This is a genomic window from Alishewanella longhuensis (genome assembly GCF_014653435.1).
Classification (GTDB): domain Bacteria; phylum Pseudomonadota; class Gammaproteobacteria; order Enterobacterales; family Alteromonadaceae; genus Alishewanella; species Alishewanella longhuensis.
In genome coordinates, this window is the sequence record NZ_BNAO01000001.1 from 540,091 (window position 1) to 560,735 (window position 20,645).

A 20,645-nucleotide genomic window follows, 5' to 3' on the forward strand; every position below is an offset into this window, starting at 1 on the left:
ATAAAAGGATTAGATAAGCGTGCTTTGATCTGAAACAAAGCTATTGGGCCCAGGCCAGTATAATTTCAGATAGGCAGACAAGCTGATGCGCAAGTGATGTGGCAAAAAGCGCAAATTATTCGCTTCATTTGCGTTGGATCAAAGGCTGGATCTGCTGCTTCCTTAAAATTACCCGCTTTGTTTTGTGGGGTTTTATATTTTAGCGGCCTGCAGTAAGGCCAATAAAACCACTCTGATATGAGTAATGACATGTTTAAACCTGAACTACTTTCTCCTGCTGGCAGTTTAAAGGCAATGCGTCTGGCTTTTGCTTACGGCGCTGATGCGGTATATGCCGGACAGCCTCGTTATAGTCTGCGAGTTCGTAATAATGAATTTGATTTAGCTACGCTCGCCACCGGAATTAATGAGGCCCACGCACAAGGGAAATGCTTTTATGTGGTGGTGAATATTGCGCCCCATAATAGCAAGTTGACCACCTTTGTGCGCGATATGGCGTCGGTAGTGGCGTTACAGCCGGATGCGTTGATTGTCTCTGATCCTGGTGTCATTTACTTGTTACGGGAGCATTTTCCGCAGATGCCGCTGCATTTATCGGTGCAGGCGAATACGGTGAATTGGGCGGCGGTAAAGTTTTGGCAAACGCAAGGCGTGGAGCGCGTTATTTTATCGCGTGAATTGTCGATAGAAGAAATTGCCGAGATTCGCCACGAAGTGCCGGATATGCAGCTGGAGGTTTTTGTACACGGTGCACTCTGTATGGCCTATTCTGGCCGTTGCTTGCTATCGGGCTACATTAATAAACGCGATCCTAATCAGGGCACCTGCACCAACTCTTGTCGCTGGCCTTATCAGGTTCATGCAGCAGTAGAAGATGAAGTAGGGCAGTTTAACCCTATTAGTACGCCAGCTTTATTGGAAGAGCAAGGTAGGCCAGGTGAGCTGATGACCATCGACGAAGATCTGCATGGCACCTATATTCTTAACTCAAAAGATTTGCGTGCGGTAGAGCATGTGCCAACGTTAACCGCGATGGGGGTGCACTCGCTGAAAATCGAGGGCCGTACTAAGTCGCCCTATTATGTGGCGCGCACGGCGCAGGTCTATCGGCAAGCGATAGATGATGCTCTGGCGGGTAAAATCTTTGATACCCGCTTAGTACAAGCGCTAAATGGCATGGCGAATCGCGGTTTTACTGAAGGGTTTTTACGCCGGCATAAACCGCAGGATACGCAAAACTATGATACTAGCCATAGTGTTGGTGAGCAGTTGTTAGTTGGCGAATTTATTGGCGAGCAAGATGATGTAGGCTTTGCTTTACTGGAAGTGAAAAACCAGTTTGCGGTAGGGGATACCCTTGTTTTAATGACGCCTGACGGCAATACAACTTTTCAACTTGAAGGGCTGCGAGATAAGCAAAACAATGAGCTGGTGCTAGCGCCTGGTGCTTGTTATCAGCTGAAAGTTAAGTTACCGGCGATAATAAGCTTGCAGTTTGCCATGCTGTTAAAGCAATTGGTTAAGCAGCCGGATGCGGCAGATCATTTAGCTAAAGAGGTGGGCTAGCATGCCAGCGGTCATTGAGGTCAGTTGCATCAATTGTGATATGTGTGTACCCGAGTGTCCAAATGAAGCCATCAGCATGGGGCCCTTGCATTATCAGGTTAACCCGCAGCTTTGTACGGAGTGTATTGGTTATTACGATAAGCCAACTTGCATTGAAGTGTGTCCAATTGACTGTGTGGCTTTAGTGACGGGCTAATTACAGATAGAGCAAGCCGGCTTAATGCCGGCTTTATTATCGAAAGTGTGCCAAAAGTCGCGCACACTTTATAATACCATTGGTGTTAAAAACGAAGTTGGGCGCCAGCCATAATACGGCGACCGAAGTTAAACTCGCCAATAGTGCGGTCTGGATCTTTAAAGTAACGTTCTTGATTGGCATTGCTCAGATTAATGACTTGCAGGCTTAAAGCCACATGCTCGTTGACGTTATAGCTTAGGTTTAAATCATATTGACCGTAACCGCGCAAGTACTGTGACATGCCAAGATAAGTGCCGTAGTAGTACTCTGAACGATAGTTATAAGATAAACGGGCAGAGTAAGCGCCGCGCTCATAATAACCGGTTAGGTTATACAGATTTTTGGAGTTATTTGGCAATATAGCTTTAACACCGGCAGCTTGCTGCGCGGGTGTTTCGTCCATATCGGCATCGGAAAAGGTATAGTTAGCTACCACACCAAAGCCGTTGCCAAAGTAATGGCTTAGGTTTAATTCTATGCCCTGATTTACGCCACCTAAACCATTAACCGGTAAGGTTATCTCATAGTCATTTAAGCTGCCATCCGGATCGGGTAACGACTCCACCACAACACTTTGGGTAATATAGCTTTTAATATCTTTATAAAAATACGCGGCGGACAGTATGGAGCGAGGCCCGAAGTACCATTCAGCCGAAAGATCATACTGCGTTGCCCGATAGGGGTTTAGTCCCGGATTACCACCACTACCAATACGTACGCCATTACTCATCGCGTAAGTACGTTGTGCGGTAAGGTGCTGATAGTCTGGACGCGCCATCACTTTAGCGGCAGCAAAGCGCAGTACCACATCATCCTGCAGTTCATAGTTTAGGTTTAAACTCGGCAGGACATCGGTGTAACTATTTTCCAGCGTGCGTAAGGTTTTAGTCGTGGGGTTGATCACTGAACCGGTATATTGCCAACCTTGTGTTTCCAGGTCGGTTTTAGCATAACGTACACCGACATTCCCCCGCAGTTTTTCATAGCGGAAATCGCCTTTAAGGTAAGCGTTACTGATCTTTTCAGCAATGTTGTAGTAATACAGCAAGTGCGTATAGGAGCTGTTTGTGGGTGTTTGTGCCAGATAGTTGTTCCACAAATCGGTGCGGAATTGATACAGCTGCGCCGGGCTGCTACCCGTGCCCATAAAGTCATCTACGGTACCTGTTGTGTAATCGCTTAGCCGGGTATTTACCGTTGATGGTCTAGTTTCTTTATATAAATCAGAACCTTTTTCGTGATCTTTATACTTTAAACCGACCTTTACCGAGCGGAAAATATCATGCTCTAAGCGGTAGGTGAGATCGGTTTGAATATATTTTTCCTGATCTTCGTTACTGATGGTATTAACATGGTTATAACCAAGCCAATAGGCAGCCGCAGAGCTAATATCGGGCAATGACATCTGTGGCGCTGTGTTGCTAACATCGAATTCAATTGCCGATTTGGCGTAAAACTCAGCATAGTTATCTTCTACCACACCATCAGCGTAGGTATAACCTAGTTGGGTAGTCCAAAGGTACTGATTGTTATCAAAACTGAGTTTTAGATCATGAGCCCGCGTTTGATAACCGCCAATGTAGCCAGCTGAGCCGTAAATGGCTTCAAAACCGCTAGCGGCAGCCGGAATATTGCCACTGACGACGGTGTTATTAGCTATCACCGCGTTAGTTAAGCCACCAATGGCCGACAGATTATAGGTACCTGAATAGCTGCCCTGGCCGTTGTTATCTACGTCAGAGAACAGATTGTTAAATACCAGGTTCCAGCGATCGCTTGGTTGGCTCTCCAGTGTAAGATGCAAGGTTTTCAGCTTGTTTTGTGATTCAAACCTGTTGTTGCCCACGGAACCTGGATACTTTACGTTTTGGCCATTTACTACGGTATCGCGATAACCAAAACGTACTTCGCGGCTATCGCGCTGTACTCTGTTATCTTTGTATGCGGCGGCTAACGCCATGCCAAAATTAGCGTCGGCATTTTTCCAGGAATAGGCTGCAGATAAATTAGGACTATGTTCGCCGTTGGCCTCTTGATAGGTATTTTTTATCGATAAGGCAGCAAAGTTGCTGTCCATAGCCAGTGGTGTACGGGTGCGAATAATAACAGTACCACCCACTGAACCTTCCTCTACGTCTGCTTCTGCAGATTTATGCACTTCAAGCCGCTCGATCATTTCCGCAGGTAATAACGAGTAATTAAAACCGCGAGACGGCCTTAGAATAGAAGCCTGTGCGGTGGCTGAGGCGACATTCTGACCGTTAAGTAAGGTCACGTTAAGATGAGGTGCCGTGCCACGAATACTAACCCTATCACTTTCACCAAAATCTTTCTCTACTGAAACACCTGGCACCCGCTGTAGAGCATCGGCAACGGTCTGATCCGGGAATTTACCCACGTCTTCTGCTGTAACGGCATCCACCACAGTATCTGAAAAACGTTTTATGTTGAGATTTTTCTCTTGCGAGGCGGCAAAACCTCTTACTGCAATTTTTTCAATTGCGGCTTTTTTTTCATCCTCGTTATCTTCTGCCATCGTGGGCACAGCATAACATGCCAGTAATATCGCGCTGCAAACTGCTGATAAAGCGAATTTTTTTTTCCTATTCATGGTGTTCCCCCCGGGAAATGCTATTTACCTGTCTATGTATAAATTATACGTATAATTATATTTATCATGAATAATTGATTAATTTCGCGGCAGTGTCAACCTGTTTTATGCTACAGAGCGGTTTTTCTTAACGATAAGTTGTGGTGATTTAACCTTGTGGCTTGTGCAGAATTAATACCGTAGGCCAGAGTTGCGCTTAATGCGCAGTTGCTAGCGCAACTTGGGTATTAAGTAAATATCAGCGGTTGCATTGAGATACGGCACTGTCTAATATGGATTCACCTTGTGCCCTTGCAGTTCATTTTTATGCAGTTAAGGTTAAACACCGAAGAAGTTTTCCGACAACTAGCCGATGTGTTAACACGTAGCGGTTATCCTGATTTTTTGCCTACCTTAGTGCAGCGCCTGGCCGAGATTCTTGGGGTGGATTACTGCCTGATTGCTAAAACCAGTGTAGATGCTGTTGAAGCACAGACGATTGCCATGTGGGGGAAGGGTCAGTTACAAGAAAATATCAGTTATTTACTAAAGGGTACGCCGTGTGAAACGGTACCTGAGCGAGAGCCCTGTGTATATGCGGAAGGTGTGTGTCAGGTATTCCCGGACGATCAGTTGTTAGTTGAGCTTGGTGTAGAAAGCTATCTGGGTATGCCAATCTTAACCACAAATGGGGAAAAGATAGGGATTCTCAGTGTGATGGCAACTTCGGTATTAAAAGTGCCGGAAATAGGCAGGGAAGTGCTACGCATTGCTGCTGCACAGGTCGGGGCTGAGCTTGAACGCTCGCAAAGCGAGCGCTTTATTCGCAAACTGACTTATCATGATGCTGTTACTCATCTACCAAACCGGGCTCATTTACTTGAGAAATTACAAAATTGGTTAAAAACTGACCCCAGTAAAGCGCTTGGGTTGGCGCTGATTGATATTAGTCGTTTTAAAGAATTGAATGACTTGTATGGTTTTAAAGTTGGTGATGAAGTCTTGGTCGCGGTAGCGCAGCGTATGCGGGATCATCTACCGGATAGTTGTTATCTCGCGCGTTACTCCGCCGATCAATTTGCTTTGCTTAGTGCTGTTTATTCGGTGCGTGAGTTGGAGCTGTTCTGTAAACGGCTACAGCAGCTTTTTGTGAGCCCTTACCACTGTGTTGGCAGAGAGTTTTTACTCAGTATTAATATAGGTTGTGCCTTAGGCACAATTGAAGAATTAAATGGGCCCGAATTGTTACGTTTCGCCAGTATTGCTCTAGCTTCTGCTAAAGCATCGGGTAGCAGTTTAAAGGTATTTGAGCCTGCTATGAGTCAGGCGCTGAGCCAGCGGCAGAATGTTTTAGAAAAATTTATTTTGGCTATGCGCACTGGAAAATTGAGTCTGCACTATCAGCCGCAATTTGAGCTTGCTAATGGCGCCTTATCTGGTGCTGAAGCGCTTTGCCGTTGGCATGATGCTGAGTGGGGCTGGATTAGCCCCGACACCTTTATTCCATTGGCTGAAGAGCGTGGTTTGATGCCCGAACTGGGTAACTGGGTGATGCAAACGGCGTGTCGGCAGTTAAATTTATGGCGACAGCAGGGCTATGTGTTACCTGGCCGCCTATCGGTCAATGTTTCTGCCAGGCAACTGGAGAATGAGCAATTGGTCAGTGATTTTGCGCAATGCAGCAGTGGTATAACCCCTACCCAAATTGAGCTGGAGTTTACTGAGTCGCTAATTATGCGTAATCCAGAGCAATCGCTTCGGCAAATGGCAGAGCTGGAGGCGATGGGCTTTAGTTGGGCCATTGATGACTTTGGTACAGGTTACTCTTCTTTAGCTTATTTAACCCGCTTTCGCGCCACAACCTTAAAAATAGATCGAGCTTTTATCAATAATATTCCGGGTGATCATCATCACAATATGGTGGTAAAAACCATTTTAGCGATGGCGAAGAGTTTGAATATGGTTACCATTGCCGAGGGTGTCGAAACGCAGGCGCAAGCAGATTACTTAAAGCTACTAGGTTGTGAGCGGGCGCAAGGTTACTTGTTTGGCCGGCCAGTAGATGCCACACAGTTTGCTAAGAATTGGTTGGCTAGTTAATACGTAATGCTGCCAGCGTTTGGGGTAACCTTTAGCTGCCGTCGCGGTCACGAGTTCTATACTGTCTTCTCTCTATAACTTGAACTGAATTTAGCTGAGGGGTGCTTGCCTTACAGCTTATCTATTCAATCTACAGCTGCTTTAGGGCGTGCCCTAGTCATACTCTGCTTGCATTTATTTAACTGATAAAAACCTTCACTAGTCGCAATGCAACGTAAAGCTACTTGATAACATACAGTCGTGTATGTATATTGATACTATCTTAATATAGGCTATCGCTATACTCGTTAATGCTGTCGGTTGCAGTGCGGTAATTTTAACGAGTATGCAGTTAGTAAAGTCTTCAATTCCTCAGGGGAAATTATGCGGCAAAGTAGGTTGTTTTTGCGTAACAGCAGTTTTTTAGTGATGGTGTTATGGGTATTAAGTGGCTGTAGCGAGCCCGCAGCAGAGGCCGCTGCGCCTATGGTACCAGAAGTCGGTGTCTATCAAATTCAAGCCAGCACTGTGGTTTATAATTCAGAACTGCCGGGTAGAACAACGGATTTTCGGCAAGCAGAAATCCGGCCACAGGTTAGCGGCATTTTGCAAAAACGCCTCTTTACCGAAGGCCAGCAAGTGCAAGCAGGGGAGGTGTTGTATCAAATTGATCCTGCTACTTACGAGGCGGTGTTAGCCACGGCCGAGGCGAATCTCAATCGGGCACAGGTCACCTTAACTAACGCTAAGTTACGGTTATCGCGCTTACAAGGTTTGCTCAACACTCAGGTAGTAAGCCAGCAAGATGTGGATGATGCCAATGTCACTGTATTACAGGCAGACGCAGATGTAAAAGCGGCCTTAGCACAACGGCAAACAGCGCAAATTAATCTTAATTACACCAAGATTAAAGCGCCTATTGCTGGGCAGATTGGTCGCTCCATGGTAACTGAAGGCGCATTGCTTACTGCAAACCAGAGTGAAGTGCTGGCAACGATCCGCCAGCTTGATCCTATCTATGTTGATTTAACGCAATCTAGCAATGAATTGTTGCAATTACGGCGGCAATTTCCAGACGCTCAACATCAGCCCGTCGCTGTTTCGTTGCAGTTGGAAGATGGGTCAGTCTATGCGGCGCAGGGCCAATTACAATTCTCCGAAGCCAGTGTTGATCCAAGCACCGGCATGATTACCTTGCGCGCAGTTTTTCCTAATCCGCAAGGTGAGTTATTACCAGGCATGTTTGTCCGCGCTACCCTGGCGCAAGCCGAGCAAGCAAACGCCTTGCTGATCCCACAGGCTGCGGTTATGCGCACCCCCAAAGGAGGAGCCAATGTGTTAGTGGTTAAGGCTGATGGCAAAGTCGAATCGCGCCCGGTCGCCCTGGGGCGCAGTCATCAGCAGTTTTGGGTAGCGGAGTCGGGTATTAGCGAAGGTGAGCAAGTGATTGTTGCCGGCATACAAAAAGTACAACCTGGTCTGCAGGTAAAAGCTGTGCCAGTGCAGGAGTAACAGATGGCAAATTTCTTTATAAACCGCCCTATTTTTGCCTGGGTTATTGCCATTGTTATAATGCTGGCGGGCTTGTTATCCATTAAGCAGCTACCTATTGAGCAGTATCCGCGTATTGCACCGCCGGCAGTCACTATTTCTGCCAGTTATCCTGGCGCTTCTGCCCAAACAGCAGAAGATGCGGTAACGCAGGTGATTGAGCAGGCGATGAATGGCCTGGATAACCTGATGTATATGTCGGCGCAGAGTGACTCGTCGGGCAATATTAGTTTAACCCTGACCTTTGAAACGGGCACTGATGCGGATATCGCGCAGGTACAGGTACAAAACAAATTACAGCAAGCTATTCCGCTATTGCCACAAGAAGTGCAACAACAAGGGGTCAGAGTCGCTAAATCTAATGGCTCTTTCCTGATGGTAGTCGCCTTTATCTCCAGTGATGGCAGCATGCAACGCGATGATATTGCCGATTTTGTGGTCACCAATATTCGCGATCCCTTAAGCCGTACCGCAGGCGTAGGCAATGTGACGGTGTTTGGAAGCCAGTATGCCATGCGTATTTGGTTGGATGCCGAGAAGCTTAATCAATTTGCCATGACGCCGGCAGATGTCACTGCGGCTATTCGGGTGCAAAATAATCAGGTAACCGCCGGTCAATTAGGGGGCGCGCCAGCCTTACCAGGCCAGCAATTTAATGCGCCTATCTTGGCGCAAACCCGCTTAACTAACGCTGATGAGTTTGCACAAATTCTATTACGGGTGAATAGTGATGGTTCTACCGTACGGTTAGCGGATGTGGCGCGGGTCGAGTTAGGGGGTGAAAACTATGGTGTTGATGCCCGTTATAACGGTAAAGACGCTACGGGGCTGGCCATTGAAATGGCGACCGGTGCCAATGCTCTGGATACCGCCGCGGCGGTAAAACAGCGGCTGGAAGAACTGGCCCCGTATTTTCCTGCGGGCTTACAGATGGAGATCCCATACGACACCACGCCCTTTGTGGAGTTGTCGATTAGCTCAGTAGTGCAAACCCTAATAGAAGCCATCATCTTGGTCTTCCTGGTGATGTATCTGTTTTTACAAAACTTTCGCGCCACCTTAATTCCTACCCTGGCGGTGCCGGTGGTGTTGTTAGGTACCTTTGGCGTAATGGCGGCGTTTGGCTTCACCATTAATACCTTAACCATGTTTGGTATGGTGCTGGCGATAGGCTTGCTGGTAGATGACGCCATTGTGGTGGTGGAAAACGTGGAACGGGTAATGACCGAAGAAGGGTTATCGCCTGTCGAAGCCACGCGTAAATCTATGGCACAAATTACCGGTGCTTTGATTGGTATTGGTTTAGTCCTGTCAGCGGTATTTGTGCCGATGGCGTTCTTTGGTGGTGCCACCGGCGCTATTTATAAACAGTTCTCTATTACTATTGTTACCGCTATGGCCTTATCCGTACTGGTGGCACTGATTTTTACCCCGGCGTTGTGCGCCACTATGCTAAAAGCTGGCCATGAGCATCAACCGAAAAAAGGTTTTTTTGGCTGGTTTAACCGCAGTTTTGATCGCACTAACAACAAATATCAGCGCGGCGTTGCCGGAATGTTAAAGCGGCCGGTACGCTCTATGCTGGTTTATGCTGCCATCGTGCTGGTAATGGCGCTCATGTTTATCCGTTTGCCCACCTCCTTCCTGCCGGAAGAAGATCAGGGTATTTTTCTAAGCATGGTGCAATTACCTACAGGTGCCAGCTTAGAGCGTACCGATGAGGTACTGGCGCGGGTATCGGCGCACTATCAGCAAGACGAGGCTGTGATCTCGGCCTTTACGGTCAGTGGTTTTAGTTTTGCCGGCCGTGGCCAAAATGTCGGCTTGGCTTTTGTGCGGTTAAAAGATTGGTCAGAGCGTGGCCCAGCAGACAGCGTACAAGCGGTAATAGGCCGGGCTTATGGTTTCTTTGCCACGATAAAAGAAGCACAGGTCTTTGCGTTTAATTTGCCGCCCATTGCCGAGCTAGGACGCGCCACCGGCTTTAACCTCTATTTGCAGGATCGGGCAGGTTTAGGTCACGACGCCTTATTAGCGGCCCGTAATCAATTATTAGGTATGGCCGCTCAGCAGCCCAATTTAATGCAGGTTCGGCCCAATGGTATGGAAGATGCTGCGCAGTTGCAAATTGTGGTGGATCAGTTAAAAGCGCAGGCATTGGGTGTACCGCTAAGTGAAATAAATCAAACCTTAGCCATTGGTTGGGGCTCGTCTTATGTCAATGACTTTGTAGATCGCGGCCGGGTAAAAAAAGTATTTGTGCAGGCTGAGCCGCAGTTTCGGATGACCCCGGAAGATTTAAACAAATGGTATGTGCGCAATAACCAGGGCGAAATGGTCAACTTCGCTACCTTTGCGACCAGCCATTGGGAGTTTGGTCCACAGCGCTTAGAGCGGTATAACGGTGTGGCCGCAATGGAAATTCAGGGTGAGCCTGCGCCGGGCATTAGCTCGGGTGATGCGATGGCGACGATGGAACAGCTCATTGCGCAGTTACCGGCCGGTATCGATTTTGAGTGGACGGGTACGTCTTACCAAGAAAAGCTTTCAGGCTCTCAGGCACCGGCCTTATATGCCTTGTCTATTTTGGTCGTATTTTTATGCTTAGCGGCCTTGTATGAAAGCTGGTCAGTGCCCTTTGCTGTGATCCTGGTGGTGCCGCTTGGTATCTTTGGGGCGCTTTGCGCCGCCTATATGCGTGGTTTAGGTAACGATGTGTATTTTCAGGTGGGCTTACTCACCACCATGGGCTTAGCCTCGAAGAATGCCATCTTGATTGTCGAGTTTGCCCGTGATCTACAGCAACAAGGTAAAGAACTGGTGGCGGCTATTTTGGAGGCCGTACGCTTGCGCTTAAGACCGATCATTATGACCTCAATGGCCTTTTCGCTGGGGGTGTTACCACTGGTGATTAGCACGGGTGCCGGTTCTGCCAGTCGCAATGCTATTGGTACCGGCGTGTTGGGCGGCATGATTTCCGCCACCGTATTAGCGGTATTTCTGGTGCCAATCTTTTACTTTGTGGTGATGAAAATCTTTGGCTCGAAAACAGTCAGCAAAGCAGAGCACTAATATTTCTGCCCAGCCTGCTGTGCAGGCTGGGAGCTGTACCCTTTTGTACCTTTGCCAGTCTGTATGCTAAAGCGTCAGGCTGGCTTTTTTATGCCTTGTAGCATCACATCAATATAGGCAGCGGCTTGGCTTAAATCGCAAAAGTCGGGTTGCAGTAAGTGTTTGCGAATAAGCCCACCTATATAAGCGTGAATAGCACAAGCCGTTAAATCCGGATCGACACTGTCTTGCAGCATACCAGCAGCCCTGGCACGTTGTAGTGCTCTGCTAATCACTGCTGTGGCAGCACGGTCTAACTCTTCTTGTTTGGATACCGCCGGGTTGAGTTCATCCATATATTCGCAGCGATGAAAGACGATAGAGAGTACGCGATGATAGCGCTCGCTATTGGCGATCATCAGCAAGGAGCGGACTAAGTGTTCTTTTAATTGCGCTAAAGGATCGCCTTGCGGTTGGGCATCCAGCTCACTTAGCATCTGCTGAAACGGCAAGCGGATCCGCTCTAACATGGCGCCAAATAGCGCAGATTTATTCTCAAAATGCCAGTATATCGCCCCGCGGGTAAGGCCTGCCGCGCAGGCAATTTTCTCTAGAGTGGTGCGGGATACGCCGTGCTGATAAAACATTTGCTCAGCGGCATCGAGTATTTGCTCGCGGGTTGCTTCTGCTTCAATTTTAGTTTTACGTGCCATAACTTCTAATTTTTATATAACAACTTCAATAGCTAGTTTAGCATGCTCTAAGCATGACGACTAATGCCATCATCTGTCATTAAAATACCAGATAAATTTACAATAAAGGCGTTATCTGGAATAGCAAGTTATCCTGTCTTAATCGGTTAGATCATAATCCAGCCAGTTAATACAAAAGCCATAAAGGCCAGGGCGCCACAAAATAGCGCGTAGGGTAACTGGGTTTTGACGTGTTCCAGTAAATCGCAACCAGCGGCAACGGAGCTGACTGCCGTACTATCTGAGATAGGCGAACAGTGGTCACCAAAGATACCGCCGCTAAGGATAGCCGCCAAAACCAGCTGAGGGGGTAAGCCTAACAGGGTGACCATAGGTATGCCGATAGGGATTAAAATGGCAAAGGTGCCCCAACTGGTACCAGTAGTGACAGACATTAAAGATCCCGCCAAAAATAACAGGGCTGGAATAAGGAAATACGGGATATTCTGATCGACCATACTGGCAATAACGGCACCGGTTCCTAATATTTTCAAGCTGGTGCCTAATGCCATCGACAGCAAAACAATAGTCACAACAGGCAGCAACTCGGATATTCCTTTAAAGCCGATATTAACCAGTTGCTGATGATTAAAACGGCGGCTTAACAACATCATGCTATAAGCGACCAGACAAGCCAGTACCGTGGCATAAAGCACTGATTTTGAACCTGAACCCTGTACCAGATTGCCATTGCCGGTCATTAACATAAAGGCGATCATAGAAAATACTAAGGTTAGTAGCGGGACTAGCATATAAGACGGGTGGGTAGCAGGTGTTTCAAGTTCGGTATGCTGCGATAGCGTTTGACGCTGCAATTCGGCCCGACGCAGCGGCCCGTAAACTTTGCCGCTGATAATGGTATAAAGCACTACTGCCAGGGTGAAGAGTGCATAAAAGTTTAACGGAATACTACCAAGCAATACCGACACCGCCGGCATTGGCAGCTCATAAGTGCTAAGCAAGCCAAGCACATAGGCACCCCAACCATTTAATAAAATAATGATGCAGATAGGCGAACTGGTACTGTCGATAATATAGGCCAGCCTGGCGCGACTCATATTAAATTTGTCGAATAATCCCCGGGTGCTAATACCTTTTGTCAGCGAGCTTAAATTTGATTCGATAAAGGTAAAAAAGCTAATACCAAAGGTAAGCAGCCCGGCTTGCCGTGCATTACGTGCTACGCCTTTTCGTACCAGTAAATCAACCATGGCAGTAACGCCGCCGGAGTAACGTAAGTAGGCTAATAAGCCTCCAACCAGTAACGAGAACATCAGGATCCGTGCATTGCCGGCATCGGCAGTCACTTCAACAATACGCTCCAGTGTTTGGATGCTGCCATCCAGTATTAAACCGGCACCTAAGCCTTGACCATTTTGGATAAAGATTAGTAACTCTGCGGTGCACAAGGACAGCAGTAACGCCAGTATGACTTCTTTGCGCCATAGCACAACGGCAATGGCAACTATTGCCGGTAATAAGGTAAGCCAGTTTGCCACGATTTTCTCCGTTCTTGGGCGCTGCAACTCACGGATACCCAGTTGTTATCTTTAGGCCAAAAACTGCCGGTAAAGCTGACGAGGGTATATACTAGGTCAAGCGCATATCTCTGTTAACATTTTATACAGGGTTACATTAGGTACTGCAAGCACGGCATTAGCAGAATTTATATTGTTGTCTTTACTTCGTTTTGTGTTTATGTATGAATAAGTGCTGCAGTTTCTGAGGTTAAAGTATGAATAAATATATAGCGTTCTTTTTATCAGTTTTACTCGCCGTTGTGGGCAACGTGAAGGCACAAAGCATGACGATTTCTGACTATTTGCAACAGCAACAACCCGGGTTAGATAAGGCCAGATTACAGCTGCAGGATATTGAACCCTTAATTAAACACTATCAGCAGTCGTCATTGGTTGAGGTAACAGAGCTTGGCCGCTCGGTAGAGCATAGGCCCATTTATATGTTAAGGCTGGGGCAGGGGAAAAAGCGGGTACTGGCCTGGTCGCAAATGCACGGTGATGAGCACACGGCAACGGCCGCCATCTTTGATTTATTAAAATACGCCACAGCCCCTGAGCAAGCGGCGTGGCTTAAGCACTGGCAGTCTGAGATTACGCTTTATCTTATTCCTATGCTTAACCCCGATGGTGCAGCGCGTAATACCAGGGTGAATGCACAGGGTATTGATATCAATAGAGACGCCTTGGCGTTACAAAGCCCGGAAGGGCAGCTCTTAATGGCCACCGCAACGAAATTAAAGCCGCATTATGGCTTTAATTTACATGATCAAAATCGTTTTCATGCTGCTGGTGATGCGCCTAACCCGGCGACCATTTCTTTACTGGCACCGGCCTATAACGAGGCGCGTGAAATTAATGCCAGCCGTAAAGCCGCGATGCAATTGATTGCCCTGGTTAAGCCATGGCTGGACCAACAAATTCCACAACATGTTGGGCGTTATAACGATACCTGGTCTCCACGCTCTTTCGGCGATACTTTTGCGCGGATGGGCATAAGTACGGTGTTGGTTGAGGCAGGTGGGCATCGGGCAGATGATCACAGACAAGTGGCCAGACGGTTAAATTTTCAGTTGTACGTACAATGGTTAGATGCGATAGCCAGTGGCAGTTACCAGCAGGCGTCGCTGGATGATTATGAAGCCATTCCTTTTAACCGCAGCGGTGGTATGAAAGATTTGATCTTACAGAACCTGCAACTGCGGGTAGAGCAAACCGAGGCAACGCTGGATCTGGCAGTCAATTTTCACACCGAAAGTGATCGGTATGCACGGATCCACGAGTTGGGTGATCTATCAGTGCATAGTGCTTACCATCAATTCGATGTCAGCGGTTTGGCATTTCGGCCAGGCAAAGCCTATCGCTTAGAGAAAGTGCTGCAATTAGATACTGCCGCACATCTCAAGCTACTGGCTGCCGGTTATACGCATTTTAGCGGCGAGGCGAAGTTGCTGCAAAGCAGCAGTAGTTTACCGGTGCTGTTAAACCCGCTTCGACCGCCGCAGCAAACGCCACAGCTGCGGCAGGGCGCTACGTTTTTATTAGTGAACGCCGAGGGAGAGGTTGTTCAGGCGCTGTTAAACGGCCAATTGCTAGAGTTAGCAACAGGAAAAGTACGAAATCCACTGGGGACCTAACCCGTTAATTAGCAGGAGCTAGCTATGTTTTTAAAAAATACCCAAAAGGCAGCATTTAAACGCCAGTTTGCGGCTAACACTTCTTACCTTAAAGCCGCCCCTGTAGCCTTATTCTGTAGCCTGTTAATGCTGCAAGCCTGCTCACCTGCTACTGAGCCGACAGCGGCTGCGCCTCAATCTGTTGTCCCGGTAGGCGACACCAGTCAGAATGCGTTGGACTGGGATGGCGTATATCAGGGCGTATTGCCCTGTGCCAGCTGTGAAGGCATAGAAACGCAGTTGGAACTGAAAAAAGACGGTAGCTACCATCTTATTTCTGTTTATTTGGGTGAAGGACCAGACAACCGGTTTGAACAGACTGGTCAATTTCAGTGGGATGAACAAGGACGTACCATTCAGCTGGATGTGGCAGAGGGAGACCCTATCTATTTTCGGGTAGAGGAAAATGGCGTACGTCAACTGGATATAGCTCGGGAGCTGATCACCGGACCTTTGGCAGATCATTATCGCTTAAATAAACTGCCGGCAGCGTCAGGGATAATGGCGATGGAGATTGAAGGTGTAACAGGTATTGATTGGCAGCTGACCGAGTTATTGGGTGAAATGCTGAGCACAGAGACTGAAGCTTATGTGCATTTCTCCGCTGATGGTAGAGTTTATGGTAATTCAGGATGTAATCAGTTTTCAGGCAGTTGGGGCTTAGAGCAGCAACGTTTGCGTTTAGGGCAAATGGCCTCAACTATGCGCGCTTGCCCTGAACCACAGATGCAAGTAGAGCAGTTGTTTTTAGCGCAGCTAGCTTTGGCAGATAACTATACGATGGCAGAGCAAACCTTAAGTTTGAATAAAGCACGCATGGCACCCCTTGCGCGCTTTAAAGTGAAGCAATAATCTTTATCTTGACCACCCTAAACGGGGTTATTGTTTAGGGTAGGTCGTGACACTACTTGGCACCATAGTCAGGATACAGCAAATAAGGCTGCCGCTGCTGCCGAAAACGCTGCAGATCGGTTTGCCAGCTTTCTCTGATTGCTGCTTCACTTAATCCTTGAGTAATTTGTAAGCGTAATTGGTCTGTACCAGCCAATTTATCCATAAAGGCCGGCGCAGTAAACATTTCGCTGGCATTGGCACTAAACAGCTGATTCCAGCGCATCAGATAGGCCAGTGATAACCCCTCTGCCGCGACCTGGCGTAAATCTTCACCGTAAACCTGTTTGTCCATTAAGGGAGGCGTTAAGGCAGCACCCGGTGTACTTACCGGCATAAAATTAAAACCATCTATCGCAAATTTATCATAACCAATAACTTGAAACGGAAAGGGCGTACCACGGCCGATACTTAACGGCGTCGCTTCAAAAAAGCCCAGTGACGGGTATAACTTAATAGCTTGTTGGTTGGGTAAATTAGGGCTGGGAGCTACCGGCAATTCGTAAGGCTGTTCCCGCCGATAATTAGCTACCGGGATCACGGTTAACGCTAATTTTGCTGCCTGCTCAATCCAACCTTCGCCTTTAATCATTAATGCCAGCTCACCCACCGTCATACCATGTAATAGGGGGATAGGGTGCATACCAACAAAAGATTGAAATGCCAGATCTAACACCGGGCCATCAACATAGGCGCCATTAGGATTGGGGCGGTCCAGTACCAGCATCGGAATGTTAAATTCTGCCGCGGCAGCCATCATATAGTGCATAGAGCTGATATAGGTATAGTAACGTACACCAACATCCTGAATATCGAAAATAATCATATCCAGTTGTTGCAGTTGCTCGGCAGTTGGCTTTTTGCTCTCGCCATACATAGACCAAACCGGAATACCGGTACGTTCATCTACGCCGCTATCTATTTTGGCACCTGCATCATGGTTGCCACGAAAGCCATGTTCTGGCGCAAAAATGGCCTTAATCTGGATATTTTTCTCCAGTAACGCGTCGACTAAATGTTGCTCACCCACCAGCGACGTTTGGTTAACCAGCAGGCCAACACGCTTTTCTGTTAATAGCGGCAGATATTTATCCATTTGCTCGGCCCCCGTCAATACCAAGCTTTGTGGTTCGGTGGTCGCTGCCGAAAGCGAAAAAACCAAACTGCAAATAACCAGCCAATAGCGTTTCATCGTAAAGCCTCCAGAGCATGACTTACAAAGCCGTTTTGTTGTTGCAATTGCTGCTGACAGCGCTCTAACGGTTGCCCACTGAGTAAATGCAGTATGGCAAGTTTTGCGCTCATCTGGCTGCGTTCCAGAGCGGCTTGTGCTGTAGCCAGATCACATTCTGTGGCTTGCATCACTATGCGAACGGCCCGGGCAACCAGTTTTTGGTTGCTGGCATGCAGGTCAACCATCAGGTTTTGATACACTTTACCGCTTCGTACCATGGCGGCGGTACTTAGCATATTTAGCACCATCTTTTGCGCCGTACCGGCTTTCATTCGGGTTGAACCGGTTAATACTTCGGGGCCGACTTCGGCGCAAATGGCGATATCAGCGGCAGCAAGTACGGGGGCATCGGCATTACAGCTGACGGCTACAGTGGTAGCGCCTAACGATTTTGCATAAGCCAAAGCACCCAGCACATAAGGGGTACGGCCGCTCGCAGCGATGCCTACCAAGATATCTTTTTGCTCAAAATTTATCCGTTTTAAGTCGGCTACGCCTAAATCCGGATCATCCTCAGCCCCTTCAACGGCTTTATAGATGGCGCTGTCACCTCCGGCAATTAAGCCAACCACCTGCGTGGTAGGTACGCTAAAGGTCGGGGGGCATTCAACGGCATCCAGTATTCCCAGGCGGCCACTGGTACCGGCGCCCAGATAGATTAAACGGCCACCGGCGGCAAAAGCGGTAACAATCTGCTCTACTGCCTTGGCTACATTGGGCAGCGCAGCGGTCAGTTTACTGGCAATTTGCTGATCAGCCTGATTAATCAATTCTACTAATTGAAGGCTGCTTAGCTGATCCAGATTTTGGCTCGCCGGGCTGCGCGCCTCGGTGCTCATGGTGGCTAATTGCTGTATTAGATGTTCTGTACTCATAGTTCCGCTCATATTAAGAAGACGCTGCTAATTTGGCAGCCAGCACCAGGCCACCAGCTAAGGCGTCACCTTTGGCTGGTTGTAACTGATGGCGTAGGGTGTCGCTTAAAAACTGCTGACATTGCTTGGCTAAACCGCCCAATAATACTAATGGCAGGGCTTGATTATTCAGACTACATAATGCCAACTCACTGATGGCACTGGCCTGGCTGGCTTGTAGCTGCAACGCTAAGGGATCGTCGAATTGATATACCAACGGTGCCAATGCTGCAAAATCAGTGGGCTTTGCTTGTTTTAACCAAGGTAAAATACTGGCCATATCTGCGCCACAGTGTGTTGTTACTGCTTGTAACAAAGGGCCCAGAGGTCGCTGCCAATCTATTTGCCACAACAACTGACGCACTAACTGCTTGCCAAGCCAGGCTCCGCCACCTTCATCGCCAATATTAAAGCCCCAACCACCGACTTGTAGTTCACTGCCATCATGTTGCAGTCGCATCGCGACTGATCCTGTACCGATAGCAACGACCGCGACGGGTTCACCTAAGTTTGCGCCATACAATGAAATACGCGCATCCGTGGTAAGTTGCCAGTTGGCAAAAGGCAAAGCGAGCTGCTGGCAAAAATAACCATGCAGTTCCGGGTTGCCAGCACCGGCCAAACCAATAATCGCAGTAATCTGGTGTTCGGTTATCTTAGCTTGCAGGCAAAGTTGTTGGCATAGTTCGCGTACATTTTTCAGGGCACCGGCAAAATCGTTAGTTAGTTGTGCCGGGCCTGAGCGAGCGTGCCAGCGCTGCCCGCTTGCCTGGCATTGCAATACGCCCAGCGTTTTAGTTCCACCGCCGTCTATGGCTAATAAATACTGCATTAAGCCTCCTGTTGCTTTGAGCTTGATGTAATGCTCGGTTTGCCGCTGTAGCACACCAAGAAAGCGATAGCCGTGCCGATACAGAGCTGCCAGGTAAAGCCCAAATCTATCGCTGCCAATTGCGGACTGATTTTTTGCAATAGATAAGGCTGCATCAATAAGGTAACCGCAAAACCGGTGAGTAGGGCGGCAGTAACACTTAAACTATTGCCTCTTTTAGTAAAGAGCGCGGTAAAAAATACTCCGAGTAAACCACTATAAGAAAACACCATAACACTCAGCGCAAACGCCAGCAGGGGCATGTCGGAGTATTGTTGCCAGTAATAACAAAGTACTGCCATCAGCGACAAAGCCACAGCGGTTAGCAGCATCGCCAATTGACCGGCGCGCACGAAATGCCTGGCTGCTGTGCCAGGTTGACGCCGCAGACGCCAGGGTTGATATAAATCTGCGACTAGTACTGATGCCATGGAGTTAAGTCCGGAGGTAATAGTAGACAATGCTGCCGCTATCACCCCAACCACCACTAACCCCCGTAAGCCTGACGGGAGCTCATTCAGCACGTAATACATAAACACAGTGATTTTTTCACCCTGAAAGCTATCACCTAAAATAGCACTGCTTTGGTATAGGTCTGCCCGCTGGTAAAAGATATAGAGTAAAAAGCCAATGACAATAAACAGTAACATGACTGGGATTACCAATAACACGGATGACAGCAGAGCCTGCGCCCCTTTGGCCGGTGTTTTACAGGTTAGCACCCGTTGCGTCATATCCTGATCTAAACCAAAGGCAGCGATATTCAGCAGCACAAAGCCCGTTAGTGCAGACCAAATAGTGAAAACGCCGCTACTGCTAAAATTGGTACTGGTATCAAACAGCAACAGTTTAGAACCGGCTTGATCTGGTGGATTACGCAGGGCATCCAGCAAAACATGCCAGGGCAAATCCAAACTGGTATAAAGAAAGAATAACACCAGTAAGGCGGCACTTACATACACCAGACACTGCAGTGCATCAGTGTAAATAACGGAGCGAATGCCCCCTGCCATAGTACACAGTAAGCCTACTACGGCAAGGAGTGCGACTGAAGCAATGATGCCCGAGGCGTCAATGTTATTAAACAGCAGCATTGAAACGGCTAGCGCCGCCATATATAAACGGGCTCCACTGGCAAATACCCGACCAAACAAATACATTTGGCCTGCATGGTTTTTGGCGCTGGCACTAAAGCGTTGCTCCAGTAATTCGTATACGGTAGTCACTTTTAAGGCGTAGTAGCGCGGAATTAGCCACTTAATCACAAAAAATGCAGCTAAAATGGCGCCAATATTGGTTGCAAGGTAAGTTAAGTTGCCACGAAAGCCCATATCTGGACCACCCAGAAAGGTGGCAGCCGACTGTGAAGTAGCAAGTACAGAAATAGCCACTAACCAGGCCGGCATCGAGTTTGCTGCCAGGAAATAGTCGCTACTGTTACTGGCTTTGCGTTGATTGACCCACCACGCCAAAAGCGTCAGGATCAAAAAGTAGCTGCAAAATACCAGCCAATCTAATAAGGTGAGCTGCATAACGGCTTTGCCTGTTAATAGTTGTGCGTAATAGTACGCTAAATCTGGCCCATAGGCTGAAGGTTGTGTTTTAGTATCCTGTAGCAGTAAAACATAAGTTCAGGCACATGAAAAGAGTAAAATATACATGTTTTAAATTTTTTTATGAATAATTTATGTTTGCTTGTCTTGGGTAAGCACTGT

Annotated in this window: 14 protein-coding genes; 7 read left to right on the plus strand and 7 right to left on the minus strand. The window is 47.8% G+C overall.

The genetic code is table 11. From position 1 onward, the window contains the following. Nucleotides 1-249 precede the first annotated feature (249 nt). Together trhP and IE163_RS02280 are read left to right on the plus strand one after the other, a co-directional pair. Entirely contained in the window at nt 250-1,566 is a 1,317-nt protein-coding gene (gene trhP, locus IE163_RS02275) for a prephenate-dependent tRNA uridine(34) hydroxylase TrhP (RefSeq protein ID WP_189429718.1), read from the plus strand. A 1-nt stretch (nt 1,567) separates the two neighbouring features. Next, a complete protein-coding gene (locus IE163_RS02280; protein ID WP_189429726.1) occupies nt 1,568-1,762 on the plus strand; it encodes a YfhL family 4Fe-4S dicluster ferredoxin in 195 nt (64 codons plus the stop codon). Between the two features lie 85 nt (nt 1,763-1,847). Here IE163_RS02280 and IE163_RS02285 read toward each other — a convergent pair whose 3' ends face one another. After that, nucleotides 1,848-4,415, minus strand: coding sequence for a TonB-dependent receptor (locus IE163_RS02285; protein WP_189429728.1), 2,568 nt, complete (start codon nt 4,413-4,415; stop codon nt 1,848-1,850). Nucleotides 4,416-4,721: 306 nt separating this feature from the next. On the opposite strand from IE163_RS02285, the gene IE163_RS02290 reads away from it, so the two are divergent. From IE163_RS02290 to IE163_RS02300, 3 genes are all read left to right on the plus strand, one after another. After that, nucleotides 4,722-6,494 carry a sensor domain-containing phosphodiesterase gene (locus tag IE163_RS02290; RefSeq protein WP_189429730.1) on the plus strand — a complete coding sequence of 591 codons (1,773 nt, stop codon included), beginning with the start codon at nt 4,722-4,724 and terminating at the stop codon, nt 6,492-6,494. Between the two features lie 363 nt (nt 6,495-6,857). Next, nucleotides 6,858-7,985: an efflux RND transporter periplasmic adaptor subunit gene (locus IE163_RS02295; protein WP_189429732.1), complete on the plus strand. Its 1,128-nt coding sequence runs from the start codon at nt 6,858-6,860 to the stop codon at nt 7,983-7,985. A 3-nt stretch (nt 7,986-7,988) separates the two neighbouring features. Further along, nucleotides 7,989-11,096: an efflux RND transporter permease subunit gene (locus tag IE163_RS02300; protein ID WP_189429734.1), complete on the plus strand. Its 3,108-nt coding sequence runs from the start codon at nt 7,989-7,991 to the stop codon at nt 11,094-11,096. Nucleotides 11,097-11,170: 74 nt separating this feature from the next. Here IE163_RS02300 and IE163_RS02305 read toward each other — a convergent pair whose 3' ends face one another. Both IE163_RS02305 and IE163_RS02310 read right to left on the minus strand, forming a co-directional pair. After that, on the minus strand, nt 11,171-11,788 hold the full coding sequence (locus IE163_RS02305; protein ID WP_189429736.1) for a TetR family transcriptional regulator: 618 nt from the start codon (nt 11,786-11,788) through the stop codon (nt 11,171-11,173). Nucleotides 11,789-11,934: 146 nt separating this feature from the next. Then, nucleotides 11,935-13,326: a Na+/H+ antiporter NhaC family protein gene (locus IE163_RS02310; RefSeq protein WP_189429738.1), complete on the minus strand. Its 1,392-nt coding sequence runs from the start codon at nt 13,324-13,326 to the stop codon at nt 11,935-11,937. A gap of 236 nt (nt 13,327-13,562) precedes the next feature. On the opposite strand from IE163_RS02310, the gene IE163_RS02315 reads away from it, so the two are divergent. Beyond that, nucleotides 13,563-14,981 carry a M14 family zinc carboxypeptidase gene (locus IE163_RS02315; RefSeq protein ID WP_189429740.1) on the plus strand — a complete coding sequence of 473 codons (1,419 nt, stop codon included), beginning with the start codon at nt 13,563-13,565 and terminating at the stop codon, nt 14,979-14,981. Nucleotides 14,982-15,005: 24 nt separating this feature from the next. Continuing rightward, nucleotides 15,006-15,872 (plus strand): META domain-containing protein, encoded by an 867-nt coding sequence (locus IE163_RS02320; protein ID WP_189429742.1) that lies wholly within the window; start codon nt 15,006-15,008, stop codon nt 15,870-15,872. Between the two features lie 52 nt (nt 15,873-15,924). Here the strand turns inward: IE163_RS02320 and IE163_RS02325 are convergent, their stop codons facing one another. The 4 genes from IE163_RS02325 to IE163_RS02340 are packed head-to-tail and all read right to left on the minus strand — an operon-like array spanning nt 15,925 to nt 20,462. Next, entirely contained in the window at nt 15,925-17,103 is a 1,179-nt protein-coding gene (locus IE163_RS02325) for an exo-beta-N-acetylmuramidase NamZ family protein (RefSeq protein ID WP_189429744.1), read from the minus strand. Then, nucleotides 17,100-18,020: an N-acetylmuramic acid 6-phosphate etherase gene (murQ, locus tag IE163_RS02330; protein WP_189429746.1), complete on the minus strand. Its 921-nt coding sequence runs from the start codon at nt 18,018-18,020 to the stop codon at nt 17,100-17,102. The genes IE163_RS02325 and murQ overlap by 4 nt, the downstream gene beginning before the upstream one ends. A gap of 13 nt (nt 18,021-18,033) precedes the next feature. Then, complete coding sequence (locus IE163_RS02335) at nt 18,034-18,891, minus strand: glucosamine kinase nucleotide-binding domain-containing protein (protein ID WP_189429748.1); 858 nt, start codon at nt 18,889-18,891, stop codon at nt 18,034-18,036. Beyond that, nucleotides 18,891-20,462, minus strand: a complete 1,572-nt coding sequence (locus tag IE163_RS02340) for a sodium:solute symporter (RefSeq protein WP_189429750.1) — start codon at nt 20,460-20,462, stop codon at nt 18,891-18,893. Before IE163_RS02340 ends, IE163_RS02335 begins: the two co-directional genes overlap by 1 nt. Between the last annotated feature and the right edge of the window lie 183 nt (nt 20,463-20,645).

Coding starts and splice junctions, on each gene's coding strand:
- trhP (WP_189429718.1), top strand. CDS start 250: ATGTTTAAACCTGAACTACTTTCTCCTGCTGGCAGTTTAAAGGCAATG.
- IE163_RS02280 (WP_189429726.1), top strand. CDS start 1,568: ATGCCAGCGGTCATTGAGGTCAGTTGCATCAATTGTGATATGTGTGTA.
- IE163_RS02285 (WP_189429728.1), bottom strand. CDS start 4,415: ATGAATAGGAAAAAAAAATTCGCTTTATCAGCAGTTTGCAGCGCGATA.
- IE163_RS02290 (WP_189429730.1), top strand. CDS start 4,722: ATGCAGTTAAGGTTAAACACCGAAGAAGTTTTCCGACAACTAGCCGAT.
- IE163_RS02295 (WP_189429732.1), top strand. CDS start 6,858: ATGCGGCAAAGTAGGTTGTTTTTGCGTAACAGCAGTTTTTTAGTGATG.
- IE163_RS02300 (WP_189429734.1), top strand. CDS start 7,989: ATGGCAAATTTCTTTATAAACCGCCCTATTTTTGCCTGGGTTATTGCC.
- IE163_RS02305 (WP_189429736.1), bottom strand. CDS start 11,788: ATGGCACGTAAAACTAAAATTGAAGCAGAAGCAACCCGCGAGCAAATA.
- IE163_RS02315 (WP_189429740.1), top strand. CDS start 13,563: ATGAATAAATATATAGCGTTCTTTTTATCAGTTTTACTCGCCGTTGTG.
- IE163_RS02320 (WP_189429742.1), top strand. CDS start 15,006: ATGTTTTTAAAAAATACCCAAAAGGCAGCATTTAAACGCCAGTTTGCG.
- IE163_RS02325 (WP_189429744.1), bottom strand. CDS start 17,103: ATGAAACGCTATTGGCTGGTTATTTGCAGTTTGGTTTTTTCGCTTTCG.
- murQ (WP_189429746.1), bottom strand. CDS start 18,020: ATGAGTACAGAACATCTAATACAGCAATTAGCCACCATGAGCACCGAG.
- IE163_RS02335 (WP_189429748.1), bottom strand. CDS start 18,891: ATGCAGTATTTATTAGCCATAGACGGCGGTGGAACTAAAACGCTGGGC.
- IE163_RS02340 (WP_189429750.1), bottom strand. CDS start 20,462: ATGCAGCTCACCTTATTAGATTGGCTGGTATTTTGCAGCTACTTTTTG.